The organism is Bremerella alba (genome assembly GCF_013618625.1).
Lineage (GTDB): Bacteria > Planctomycetota > Planctomycetia > Pirellulales > Pirellulaceae > Bremerella > Bremerella alba.
Genome location: NZ_JABRWO010000010.1, coordinates 35,819 through 48,643, shown reverse-complemented (window position 1 = coordinate 48,643; position 12,825 = coordinate 35,819). Strand labels below are relative to the sequence as shown.

The following is a 12,825-nucleotide window of genomic DNA, read 5'->3' as shown; positions in this document are numbered from 1 at the left end:
TTTTACAATTAAGTGAGGCGCAAGAATTACAAAAACAGCAAATGGATCTGACCTAAGCCTCTAAATCCTCCAGCCCTTTCTTCCGCTTGTTGGGCCGTGGCAGTCGAGCGTCGAGCCACGCATCGTCGACAAAATCCCCGAGCAGTTTTCTTAAGCATGAAATCAGCGCCTCGCTGACGCCTTCGCGGAACTCGGGAAGCGAGCCCACGATTTCTACCTGGTGAAAGCCATTCCAACTTAGCCATAGGCCCCACTCGTACCGTGCGGCGGAATCGTTTACACGGAGCATGACCCTGGCAGCCCAAAATGCACCGAAGCTGTCGCGAAAGTCGATCCACGCACGATCCTCAGCACGCAGGTTCTCGGGCCGACCCAAGCCGCCTTGGATTGCCGATCCGATACCAATTAGACCCAGGGCCATCGCGATGAGCGAAGCTTTCACCGAGACTTCCGTTGTCGTCAAGGGAAGGTAGTAATAGGTCATGTTGATCTGAGCGACGGCCAAGCACAAAGCGGTCGGACTGAATCGCGTGGGGAAGTTGTTCAAAAAACCAGCGAGGATGAGTGCAGCAAGAAACATCCCCCATATCCAGCCGGGAGCGACGTGCCCGATACTGCTGAATGCCCAGACTTGAAAGACCGGAGCCCACAACACCAGTAGAAGAATCGCCACGACTCCTTGCCAGGCAATCCACTGCGGCCGCTTCGCACCCACCTGGGAAAGTTGCGGGCAGAAGAGTGTCATCGCGGCCAGGTACCGTATTTGATCGTCCGAATGGGACACTTCCCACCATTGCATCACGCCGATCGCAATCTCGCTGCCGCACAGTGCAAGCCAAGCCAGAAGCGACCACGCCCACGGCAGCACAAGCGTCGTCCCACGCAGGGCCGTGCGTCCTCGCCATAGCAGCACAACCCCTGCGATACCCATCAACAGCGACGCCAGGGCCGTCAGCCAGCCAGGATCGAGTTGCAACTGTGCCAATAGAAACAAAGCGTGTCGTCCCTGGATGCGGGGCAATGAAATGGGTGAGCGTCGTTTTATTCTAACGGATCGATCCGGGAGATTGACCTTTGCCAGGGAAGAGTTCTGCCTGAAACGGTTATTCCGACTACGTCCGGTATGGCGGCCAGGGTGACCTCAACAATGAGGCAAAATTTTTCGATGTTGCGTTTGCACAACGCGAAATACGTGGCATGTTTCGACAGTGCAACAATTACTCCCTCGCTAAACTCCCCAAACTGTAAGGAACAAAGAAATGATCCGAATTGCTACCCTATCGTGCTTGGTCGTTCTTTCGGCAACTCAAGTCGCTTTTGCCGGCCCCTGGGATGCGATGACGGTCAGCTACCCGACTGCTCACACCCATGCCAACAGCGAATACATGGCTGCTTGTGGTGCTGCCGGATGCAACAGCTGCGGCCGTGGCGGATACGTTTGCCAACACCCATCGGCAGGCTGCTGTGGCGACCTGTGGAGCAATTACTGTGCAGACCGCAATCGATGCGGCCACGGTTGTCGTACCAAGATCCAAACCCGTTATCACTGGTTTGCCAAGCCATCGTGCGGCTGTGAAGCTCAAACGACGATGCCTTGCTGTGGCGACTACCCCATGTGTGGCTGCAACCACGGCATGCCTGTTAAAGGCTGCGGAAGTGCCTGCACGAGCTGCCTGGGAATGCACGTACGTGGTTTCTGGAATAAGTGCCGAAGCTACGGCCAATGCGGCTGCGGATCGACTGGTTGTGATTCGTGCGGCGGTGCCACCGAAATCATCAACCTCGAACAAGAGATGCACCACAGCGTGCCTGAGGTTGCCCCAGCTATCGAACCAACCCCCGCTACACCGGCAGCAAAAGAAGCACGGCTGATGCCTTCGCTGCAAGCTCTGCTACCGCGGAACTAGGCCTACCAAACCAACGCGACCGGCTCGACCAAGCTACCTGGGGAGTGTGGTTTGAATCGGAGCCAAAGCGTCTTGCGGGCAGATCCTGGATGGGATCTGCCCGCATATTTTTGCTAGCCGTGATAAGCCGTCGAAAAAGCCCCGACTGCTAGCACGAAAATACCAGATTTTCCGTCTAGAACAGCTCCACATCAGGACGATACCTAATACTGATCGAACACCGGGAGGACGGGACGCAGGATGCGGCCCCGTGAGATCAAAAGCCAAAGTAGACGACGGAACGACTACTTCTGGCTTTTTTTATGCGCCCTGTGGGTTACCCCTAAAATTGACTTGACACCCCCCTGGTGGCAAATCAGAATTGGCTCGTCTTAGTGACGGAGCACCCCCACATTTGCCAGGACGGCTTTCTACAGCAGTTCCTTGACTGGGGTTTCCTTGATGAATTTAAAATCGATTGTCCTGACATCGCTCGGCCTTCTCGCCCTGCTGGTTGCCATTCCCGCCATCACAACGCTTTCTGCCCAGGAAGCCGCGCCGTCTGCATCATCGACAGCGCCGAATAAAGAAATCCGAGGACGATTGCCAGCCCACTGGAACGATATCGTTACGGAAGATCAAAAGAAGCAAATCTATGAGATCCAACACGGCTATCAGGCTCAGATCCAAAAGCTCGAAATGGAAATCGCTCGATTAGACTCGGCGATGGCAGACGAGGTGAAAGCTGTTCTCACGGATGTTCAATTAACCCGCCTCAAAGAACTGATCACGGAAGAAGAGCTTCGCCGTAAAAAGAACGAAGCTGCCAAAGCCGCTGCCGAGAAAGCGTTATCCGGGAGTTAAGCAAGCCAAGCCGGCAAAGCTCGTTTGCCTATCGAGACAAACGATGCTGCTGAAAGAACTCCCAGATTGCGAGGTTCGCATCGAGATTGTGAGTGGTCGCCCCGAGCAAATCCAGGCGGCTCTCCTTGCCCGGCCACGTATGACCTCCGCCATGAACTTTTAGCAGGATCACTTCTGCCGAGTTGTTCCCATTGGCTGCGTAGGTAAACCGCTCGATCGACGTCCCGTCCTTCACTTCGCCTGGAAGTGCTTCGACAGTCGGCGTTGATTGGGCTTGGTTGGCCGCGATCCAGTTTTGCAGCGCGTGATCGACCGAGTGAAAATCAAGCTTCGATTTGCTCCGCGAGCCCACACCACCTTCCCAGCGGACGAACTGATCGTCTGTCCCGTGGATGTGCATTAGCGGGACCGGTCGGCTTGGGGTACACGTGGGATTTCCCATCGTTCCTCCGACTGGGGCAATCGCGGCGAAATGCTTGGCGAGCTTGTCTCCCAACAAATAGGCCATCATTCCGCCGTTGGACATCCCGGTCGCGTAGACACGCATCGGATCGACTGGGACTCGCTGTGGGATGTCGGCCAATAGTTGTTCGACAAAGTGGACATCATTGACGTCTTCACGCTGAGCATACCCACAGCACATGCCGGCGTTCCAGGTCTTCATGGTTGGCAGCCGACCGGTTCCATTGGGAAAGACGGTCACGAACCCGGCCGTATCGGCGTACTCATGCATTTCGCAGAAACGAGCCATGGTGGGGGCATTCGACAAACCGCCATGGAAGACAAAGACCAGAGGCCAGCCTTCTTCCGGCTGCTCGGCTTGGGTAGGAACATACACCCAGAATTCACGCTCACGCTCGTCGACATCGATCGTCAGACGGTGACGTCCGGCGGGAAGTTCTTTAATAGGCGTGGTCGTCATGGTCTCTTTCAGGAAAAACTAGGCAGGCTGCTTCTTCGCATCGAGAATGGCTCGCTGCAGTTGCTGCATCGTAATGATGCCAATCGGCACACCGCTGCGGCTGACGACCTTGGCCATCAATTCGCCTGAGCTATGAAGCTGTGTGATGGCCGAGATGCAACTTTCGCTTGCCTTGACTTCGGGGAGCGGGTGATAGTTTTCGATCTCTTCGCCGTCTCCCATATATAGGTCGCAGATGCGGACGTATCCAATGGGAACGGTACGCTTCCCCTGCGTTTCGACAATGGGAATAACCGAGATTTGCTTCCGCTTGGCTACACGAATGAGGTTGTTCACCTTGGAACCAATTCGGGCGGTCCAAATACGGGAAAGGGGCGTAGAAATGGAAGTTACCCGACGGTTGGCCACCCCGAACACACCTTGGGCAACGCGCCGCTGAGCCTTGTTCAAAATGCCGAACTCACCCCCTTCTTCCAGGAAGTCTTCCAACTCGGTTCGAGCCAACGCCAAGCGAACGGTTTCCGGTGATTCGCCCAGCAGCGTTTGCAGGGCTCGTCCTAATAGCCACAAGAGGGCCGAACACGGAGCGAACAACACCGTGAATACAAAAAAGAGCCAACTCGTTCGACGAAGTAACAAGTTGGGCGCTCGGTAGAAAAAATATTTGGGAAGCAGTTCGCCGTAAACAAACAAAAATGGCGCGATCACCAGCGGCAACGCCATTTCAGCGGTCGAGTTTCCTGGAAAGGTGGCCTGAGTAAAAAGCACAATCGACAACGAGACCATATAGTTGGCCAAGTTGTTACCAATGAGCGTAGTCGCCACGAACAACGCCGGATGATTCGTCAGAAACAACAGAAAACGAGACAGCCAATCTCCGCCCAAGCCATCTAAGACCAGTCGCACGCGAGTCACGCGATAGAAACCGGTTTCCGACCCACTAAAGAACGCGCTCAGAAACACACCGAGAACAAACAGGAATAGAATCAATCCCATGGCGTCACTCTTCCTCCTGACGCATGGTCAATCGAACGAGGATGTGCCCTTCGGAGTGCTGTTCAATTACTTCAAAAAGAAATGGCCCCCACGCCACGACATTTTCCACTTCCGGAATTCGTTCCAATTCCTCTTGCAGAATGCCATTGATGGTGGCGTGCCTCGTTTCCGGCAATACCAGGTCGAAGTACTTCGCAAGTCGACGGACGCTGGTCATGCCTGAGACTAAGTAAGAACCATCTTCCAACTCTTCAAACGTCTTCCGCTGCAGGATACGTTCGCTCCGACCATGATCGTAAGAGAAAATGGTCTCCATCATGTCTCGCAGGGTGATCACGCCGATGGTCTCACCCAGTTCGTTAACCACTGCGGCAACCTCGTTCTCGGTGGACATCATCTGCTGGAACACTTCCGAAGCTTTCGCACACCAGGGAAAGACCAGCACTTCCTGGGCGAACCCTTCCAGGTTGACGCTCGGAAGCTCGGTCGCATCGACCAGGTTGATCGCGCTGACGACGTCGTCGCCTTGTTCGTCAGAAATCAGTAGATAGCCGCTGGGCGTTATTTCGGAATCAAGGTCCTTTAGCGAGACGGGCGGGTGAAACATCCTGAAACGCATTCGAGGCCGCATCATTTCCTGGGCCAGCGAATCGGACAGGCTCACGATACCTCGCAAGGCCATCTCTTCTTGCTCGAGCACCGTGCTGCTCTGCATCGACATCTGAATGGCTCGCTCCAGGTCGGAAACCTGCATATAAGGTTCTGCTTCAAAACGTGGCCAGATCAACCGCTGCGAAAGCGTCCCGACGCCGCGCATGATCGGGCGAATCGGATCGATGACACGTACCGCAAACGCGATCGGCACGGCTAAAAACGCAGCCAGAACGGGCGCACGCAGCACCGCCAGACTCTTGGGGAGCATTTCACTAAAGAAGATGATCACCAGCAGAGACAGTGTCGAAAACACGGTCGCATAGGTTGCCCCCACCGTGTTCTGTAGTCGCAGACCAACGATCGCAGCGACCGCAAAGTAGGCGACGTTGACCATCAAATTCCAAAAGAGAATGGCCGACAGCAAGCGATCCGGATCGCTTAACAGAGCAGCCGCAGCACGCTGGGCGGTCGTTCCCTTACGAAAGCGTTTGCGATCTTCCAGTTTTAAGTAAAAGAAAGCCGCTTCCGATGCGGAGAACACGCCAGAGAAGGCGACCAACAGCAGCATTGCCACCAACCAGGGTGCAATGGCCACAATGACGTCCAACCCGCCGCTCCTTTCCGATGAATCTTTGTTGCGAATCTACCGCGATTGCTACGAAGCCAGACTAATCTTCGTCGCTACCCGAACGACGACCGACCTCGATGTCGAAATCGCTGATGGCCGGGATCAACATCGCAATGGTCGTGAAACCATACGCAAGTGCCGTTGCCAAGGCCACCTCGAACCCTTTTCCCAACAGAAAACTAACGATCGCGAAAAACGAGATGCCAGGCAGCAGCAACGTCGCCGTCAGGATTGCAGGGGAAGGATTTCGGTGACCAATGGCCACGTACAAGCCCAAGCCGCCGCCAGCAACGAAGCCCAGGAAGGGGAACAGTTGGAAGTGGAAGGACTCGGTAAAACTGATCATCAGCAGGATACACGTTATCACGCCGAGAAACAAAAAGAAGACCGTCCCCAGACTCACACCGATTGCCGTGCGACTGTTGGAGTAGGTCATTCCACAGTGAAGGCCCAACATGGTGACGAAGAAGTACATCACCACCAAGCCAGCACTGACGAAGATAAAGCTGTCTAACTGCATCGCACCGGCAAACCAAAGGTAAGCCGTAACTGCCAGTGGCGCAACGATCATCTCGCGAGTGACCCACATCACGCCCCACAACTTGCCGAAGGTAAACTCTTTGGGGGTTAGGTCGGTAACCAGCAAAAGATCGAGCGCGAGACCGTCTCGTTCATTTGTCACGGATGTTACCGCCAACGCGTTCACGATCACCAGGCTGATCAAATAAAGCGGAACGATCCCCCAGGCAATCGGCGGAATGGTGGTCCCAAGTTGATCACCGCGGTAAACAGCCGTGCCGGCGGCAACCATGCTATAAAGCAAATAGGTCGCAGCGACAGCGAGTGCCAAATAAACAAACTTGATGATCAACACTTTGCGGCCATAGGCCCACGTCTGCGTTTCCCGCCAGAGAATCGGGTTCTCCCAGACCTGACGATGATCGTTTTTGACCTCAGTCGTTCGGGCATCGACATGGCCTGAGCGGCGTTGTTCGTTGGCTGCGTTCTGGCCTGTGCTGCTTTGGGCTGTGGCCTCATCCATCTTGGCCATATCGTGCTCAGCACCCCAGATACTCTCTTCGAGTTGCTTCGCTTCCATCTCCTTCCCACGTCGTGCTTCCCGCGACGGATTCCAGACACGCACCAAGGCAATCGCAATGCCGTTCATGGCCAAAATTCCTAGCGACATGATCAGCACATGCAGCCCCATCACGCCACCGATTGAAGCCAAGTTGCCTTCTGCGGTTGGAAAGGGATTGGCGGCTTCCATGACGGCCCAAACCGGATTGATGGCCGTTGCCCAGTCGGCGGCGGAAATCCCCAACAGGCGATCAAACAGAACACGCTGCGATACGACGACACTAAACCCAAGAAGCACCGTCACTAGCATTGCGGTAAGAGCGAGCGTCTGGAACGTCTTTTCTCGCCACAAGGCGATCGTGCTTCCGATGCTGCCAGCGGCGAGCGCTGCAATGAAGGTCACCAGCAAAACACGGAGCACCTGGCCTGACGACACGCCACCGAACAGAAAGAGCGCACAGAACACGGGGGCCGCAGCCATGATCAGCGCAAAAACGTTGATCAAGCTCGCCAGCATTTTTCCTAATACCAACTCCGAATTGTTGAGTCGGGTCATCAACAAAAGGATTAGCGTCTTGCGGTCCTTTTCCTGAGCAACCGCACCTGCCGCACTAAATGACGCGAAGAAGATCACTAGGCAAAGCTGGATCGGCGCCAGAATATGGAAGATGCTCGCCCCGAAACGTGCCATATCTCCAACACTGGCAATAACTTGCGTCCCAGCCAGCACCAGCCAAGCGGTGCACATCAGCAAGAATAAAGCCGCTACGTAGACCGCGCGATAAACGTAAAACTTACTGCGACGCGGAGTTACGGCCGCCTCACGCGTAAAAACCGGACCGATAAACAAGTCCAGACTCCCAAACAGGTTACGTGATATGGGGGAAACAAATCATTATAACACGGGCGGGAAAAACGAAACCCTTCGCTTGATTCGTGAGTTCAATTTAAGCGAATCTTCGTAATTTGGGCGGATCCGAAAAGGTCTTCCCCCCGAATGCGACTGGTTCATTTACCGGAATTAATTTCGGAAATGAGACAATAATCCGCATTCTCCATCTCTCTAACTCTTTAGATGCTACCCGAAGACGGTGGCGTAATTGGACATCAAGGCGTTGACTTTACCTGCACCCCACCGGCTCAGCGAAGCCGAGATAGCCGATCTGCATGCACTCCATGCGGAAGAGCTGCGCAGGTTCCTGTGGGGTGTCGTCGGTGAAGCGAGCCTGATTCAAGACGTTATTCAGACTGCCTTTGGCAAGCTGGTCGAAGTCGGCCACGAAACCCAAGTTGAAAGTCGCAAGGCTTGGCTGTTTCAAGTTGCTTATCGCGAAGCGCTCGCCCAACGCCGGCGAAGTGCAACGCAGAAAAGGGTGCTGGAAAACCTGCAAGAGGATCCTCACCGAAATGGAGACGGCCCACCGGCTGACCCCCTAGTCGACCAGGAAACGGCCGATTCGGTTCGCCTGGCCATCGACGAGCTTTCGCCGGAACTCAAACAAGTCTTGCGAATGCGAATTTACGAAGACAAAACGTTCGCCCAAATCGCCCAAGAGCTCGACATTCCGTTGGGCACGGCACTCGGACGAATGCGAAACGCGATGAACAAGCTGCGTGGCAAGTTAGCTTGGACTCAACGCGAAACTTAATTTTAACTCGCACAACAATTATGATTCGAGACATCGAACAAAACGAACAACCTGCGGATGACGATCGTCTTTTCGAAGCGATACGGTATCTTCTGGACGAGATGACCGAGCAAGAGGCCGAACTGTTTGAAGCCGATCTAGCTACCGATCAATCGCTTCGCGAACTGTTGGCGGAAGCCGTCCTGCTTACCGGTGCAAGCCACCACGCAATTGCATCTCACACCGTTTCCATGGAGCCTGTCGAGGTCGCCTCACCGATCGATGCGGCTCCTGGAAACAAATTGCGACTTCGCGTTCTGCTTTCGCTGGCTGCTTGCCTGATGGTTTTCCTTGCAGGTGGGTTCGCGATGGTTGCCTGGTCCGGCGGAGGTTCTCACAACGCAGAACGCACCGTCGATAGCGAAAACAGCCAACTCGCTGCGGCCTGGGTGGAACACATCGAAGACGATACCGACGCCATGCCCGGGCAGTGGGAAGAATTGCCAGAGGACGAAGATGCTTTCTTCGATCAGCTGTTGGCCAGCACGCCTGAGAATCCTCCCAGTTGGATGCTCAAAGCCTTGGCTGCCCAGCAGGAAACTGAATCCGCAGCACCAGCTCTTTAATGATCTTTCCCGACAAAACCACGATCCCTTTTCGATACGTCATGAATATTGCCTCGCGAACTCACGGCATCCTTCTTACCGCCTGCCTGGCAGCAAATTGCTCCCTGGTTTGGTCGGTTTCTGCCGTCGCACAAGAACGCACGATGCCCGTTTCCGCCGTCAAGCAGGATCCCGACAGTCGGCAAATCGCCCAGGCACCGATGGGTGATGTGCGAATCTCGATCGAAGATCGCAAACAACGGGAAGCAACCGCGTTGGCTTTCGCCAAGAAACATCATCCGGAACTCGAGAAACTTCTGCGACAACTTCGGGGTATGGATCAGAGAGAGTATGCCAAGGCCGTTCGTGAGCTTTACCGGGTGAGCGAACGACTGAGCACCCTGGAGTCACGTGCACCCCGCTTTTACGAAATGCAGTTGGAATTGTGGAAAGCAAACAGCAGTGCCACATTGCTGGCCGCAAGATTGCAACTGAACCCTGACAACGAAGACCTTCGCCTGGAATTTCGCGAAGCTTTGCAGCACAAACTGGTAACCCAGAAACGCGTCACGGAAGAAGAACTGAAACGTGCCCAAGAGCGTGTCCGACGGCTAGAGCAAAACCTGGAACGCCTGGAACATGATGGCCCGCAAATGATCGAACGGCAACTCCGCCAATTGACCCCCAAGAAAAAATCCAATCGCTAGTTAAACGGCCTGGTGCGATTAGCACCGCAAAGCAAATTAACCTGACAACAATTCATGACATCCCATCGCCACGCGAAGGATAGCAATTCCATGAACGCCACTTTCGCCCGATTTTGTCTCTCGCTGTTCGCCCCGGCAATCGCTTTGGCGACGGTGGCTCCGCTTTTCGCCGAATCGATCGGAGAAAGCCGACCCTCAAGTGAGGTCATGCCTACGATCATCGAACGTTTTACGCCACAGGACGTCCAGGAAACGCCAGACTTCCAGAAGCACGTTTCGCCTTTGATGGGCCGTCTGGGCTGCAATGGGCGCAGCTGCCATGGTTCGTTCCAAGGCCGTGGTGGGTTCATGCTCTCGCTGTTCGGTTACGACTTCAAAGCCGATCATGCCGCCATCATCGAAGGGGACGATCCTCGCGTCGACACCGATTCGCCCGATGAAAGCATGCTCATCTACAAGCCGACTGATGAAGACATGCACGAAGGGGGTAAGCGGTACGAGCTTAATAGCTGGGAACATCACGTCCTGCATAACTGGATCAAGGGCGGAGCGAAATTTGAACCTTCGAACGTGGCCGTCCTCGAACGTCTACACGTCACGCCGGAAGAAATCGTCTTTAACGACAAAGATCAATCCGAACCGCTGCGAGTCGTGGCCCACTGGGCCGACGGTACCCAGGAAGACGTCACCCCTCTGTGCCGCTTTACCACCAACGACGACCAGGTCGCTGAGATCGACGGTGAAGGCATCGTCACCGGCGTCGAAGCTGGCGACACGCACGTGGTTGTCGCCTACGACAAAGCAGTCGTTGCTATTCCCGTCTTGCGTCCGGTCAGCAAGCTGATTGGTGCCAACTATCCGGCCGTTCCCACGCCGACCAAGATCGACGAACTCGTCGTTCATAAACTGAAGAAGTTGGGTATTGTGCCGTCGGATTTAGCATCGGACGAACAATTCCTGCGTCGCGTGAGTCTCGACATCGCCGGCACCCTTCCCTCGCCTACCGAGATCCGAGCTTTCGTGGCCGACAGCGATCCAAATAAACGAGAAAAGAAGATTGACCAGCTTCTCGATACGCCAGCTTACGTCGCCAAGATGACAACCTTACTCTGCGACATCACTGGCAACAACGACCAACAACTTGTCAACGTATCGCCCATGCGTATCGGCCCTGCCCAGGAATGGTACGACTGGCTCTATGATCGGGTCGAGAAAAACGTACCCTATGACGAGCTTGCCGCTGGCATCATCCTCGCTCGTAGCCGCTTAGAAGGTGAAAGCTACCAAGAGTACTGCGAAGAGATGAGCGACATGTACCGTGACGGAGGCAGCTTTGCCGATCGCGAGTACATGACGCACTACTGGGCTCGCCGAGAATTCCGACAGCCGGAAGAACGGGCCATCGCTTTTGCGTACGCGTTCATGGGCGTGCGGATTCAGTGTGCCCAGTGCCATAAGCACCCCTTTGACGTCTGGTCTAAAAATGACTTCGACGAGTTCAAGACCTTCTTCACCGGTGCCCGCTTCGCCAATCAGCCGCCCCGCTTCGACCGAGCTGGGTTTGCTCAGTACGAAGACATACTCAACAAACTCGAAATCGACAAAGAGCTACGCGGCAATCAGCAGCGACGCGAGTTCGCCAAGGAGCTACGCAACGGCAAGACCGTTCCTTTCCCCGAACTGGTCGTGATGCCGGTCAGCAATATCAGCCGCAATGCGAAGAACAAAAAGAACCGTAAGGGCTTAGCTTCGCGTTCGCCGGAGGCCCGAGTTCTGGGAGAAGAAGCGATCGACCTTCGCGACTACGAAGACGTTCGCCAACCGGTGATGGAATGGCTTCGCCAGAAGGAAAACCCTTACTTCGCTCGTGCTATCGTCAATCGAATTTGGGCAACGTATTTCAGCGTCGGTATTGTCCATCCCACCGACGACTTGAGCCTGGGCAATCCTCCGAGCAATGAGCCGCTGCTGGACTACCTCGCTAAAGGCTTCATCGAGAACAACTACGACTTGAAGTGGGTTCATCGCGAGATCGCTCTGAGCCGTACCTATCAGCTCTCGTGGGTTCCTAACGAGACCAACCGCCTCGACATACGCAATTTCAGCCGCTCAGTTCCACGTCGACTGCCAGCGGAAGTCGCCTACGACATCATCCAACAGGCAACCGCCGGGGACCAGTCGATGGGAACGTACCTGACCAATATCGAAGACCGCGCCATTTCGATCCCAGGTACACGGATCCAAGGAAATGCTTCATATCCGCTGCAGATCTTTGGACGTAGCGAGCGGGCCAGCAATTGCGATTGCGATCGCAGCATGGAAGCGACGCTCTTGCAGACCGTCTTTCTGCAGAACGACTTTAGCCTGCACGCTTCGATGGCCAACAGCGACAGCTGGATCGGCGAGGTTCAAAAGTCACTGTCACCACAAATCGACAAACGAGCTACCGAAACCGGCAAGCTTCAAGCGAATATCAAACGCTTGTACGAGCAAATGGGTAACGGTCGGGCCGCAGCTGAACGCCAAGCTGCCAAAGGCAACCAAATGCGTGCAAAAGAGATTCGCGAGAGATTGGCTGCCGGTAAGAAACGCTTAGTCTACCTTCGCGAGCAACTGGAAAAAGCGAAAGCAAATGAGAAAAAAGAGAAGGTTCAACCGGTCGCTTTCGACTCTCCAGCTGAAATGGTGACAGAGGCGTACCTTCGCACATTGAGCCGCGAGCCGAGCGAGAAAGAGATGACCATTTCGCTATCGCACCTGCGCAGTTCCGAAAAGCCGGTCAACGGCCTACACGACCTGATGTGGGCTTTGCTGAACACGAAAGAGTTCATCGTCAATCACTAACAACCTGTTGT

At 54.8% G+C, this 12,825-nt stretch carries 11 protein-coding genes; 6 read left to right on the top strand and 5 right to left on the bottom strand.

What is annotated here, in order from left to right; genetic code table 11:
• Nucleotides 1–52: 52 nt before the first annotated feature.
• On the bottom strand, nt 53–994 hold the full coding sequence (locus HOV93_RS17390) for a hypothetical protein (protein ID WP_207397805.1): 942 nt from the start codon (nt 992–994) through the stop codon (nt 53–55).
• 265 nt (nt 995–1,259) lie between these two features.
• Here HOV93_RS17390 and HOV93_RS17385 point away from each other — a divergent pair, with 265 nt between their 5' ends.
• Together HOV93_RS17385 and HOV93_RS17380 are read left to right on the top strand one after the other, a co-directional pair.
• Nucleotides 1,260–1,907: a hypothetical protein gene (locus tag HOV93_RS17385; protein ID WP_207397804.1), complete on the top strand. Its 648-nt coding sequence runs from the start codon at nt 1,260–1,262 to the stop codon at nt 1,905–1,907.
• Nucleotides 1,908–2,348: 441 nt separating this feature from the next.
• Nucleotides 2,349–2,750, top strand: a complete 402-nt coding sequence (locus HOV93_RS17380) for a hypothetical protein (RefSeq protein ID WP_207397803.1) — start codon at nt 2,349–2,351, stop codon at nt 2,748–2,750.
• A gap of 28 nt (nt 2,751–2,778) precedes the next feature.
• Here the strand turns inward: HOV93_RS17380 and HOV93_RS17375 are convergent, their stop codons facing one another.
• The 4 genes from HOV93_RS17375 to HOV93_RS17360 form a co-directional block, all read right to left on the bottom strand.
• Nucleotides 2,779–3,672, bottom strand: a complete 894-nt coding sequence (locus HOV93_RS17375) for an extracellular catalytic domain type 1 short-chain-length polyhydroxyalkanoate depolymerase (protein ID WP_207397802.1) — start codon at nt 3,670–3,672, stop codon at nt 2,779–2,781.
• An 18-nt stretch (nt 3,673–3,690) separates the two neighbouring features.
• Nucleotides 3,691–4,668 (bottom strand): CNNM domain-containing protein, encoded by a 978-nt coding sequence (locus HOV93_RS17370; protein WP_207397801.1) that lies wholly within the window; start codon nt 4,666–4,668, stop codon nt 3,691–3,693.
• Between the two features lie 4 nt (nt 4,669–4,672).
• Nucleotides 4,673–5,929 carry a CNNM domain-containing protein gene (locus tag HOV93_RS17365; RefSeq protein ID WP_207397800.1) on the bottom strand — a complete coding sequence of 419 codons (1,257 nt, stop codon included), beginning with the start codon at nt 5,927–5,929 and terminating at the stop codon, nt 4,673–4,675.
• Between the two features lie 61 nt (nt 5,930–5,990).
• Complete coding sequence (locus HOV93_RS17360; RefSeq protein ID WP_207397799.1) at nt 5,991–7,880, bottom strand: ABC transporter permease; 1,890 nt, start codon at nt 7,878–7,880, stop codon at nt 5,991–5,993.
• A 265-nt stretch (nt 7,881–8,145) separates the two neighbouring features.
• On the opposite strand from HOV93_RS17360, the gene HOV93_RS17355 reads away from it, so the two are divergent.
• The 4 genes from HOV93_RS17355 to HOV93_RS17340 all read left to right on the top strand — a co-directional run bounded on the left by HOV93_RS17355 (nt 8,146) and on the right by HOV93_RS17340 (nt 12,814).
• Complete coding sequence (locus HOV93_RS17355; protein WP_207397798.1) at nt 8,146–8,679, top strand: RNA polymerase sigma factor; 534 nt, start codon at nt 8,146–8,148, stop codon at nt 8,677–8,679.
• A 20-nt stretch (nt 8,680–8,699) separates the two neighbouring features.
• A complete protein-coding gene (locus tag HOV93_RS17350) occupies nt 8,700–9,284 on the top strand; it encodes a hypothetical protein (RefSeq protein WP_207397797.1) in 585 nt (194 codons plus the stop codon).
• Between the two features lie 143 nt (nt 9,285–9,427).
• Nucleotides 9,428–9,970 (top strand): hypothetical protein, encoded by a 543-nt coding sequence (locus HOV93_RS17345; RefSeq protein ID WP_207397796.1) that lies wholly within the window; start codon nt 9,428–9,430, stop codon nt 9,968–9,970.
• A 90-nt stretch (nt 9,971–10,060) separates the two neighbouring features.
• Nucleotides 10,061–12,814 carry a DUF1549 and DUF1553 domain-containing protein gene (locus tag HOV93_RS17340; protein ID WP_207397795.1) on the top strand — a complete coding sequence of 918 codons (2,754 nt, stop codon included), beginning with the start codon at nt 10,061–10,063 and terminating at the stop codon, nt 12,812–12,814.
• Nucleotides 12,815–12,825 lie beyond the last annotated feature (11 nt).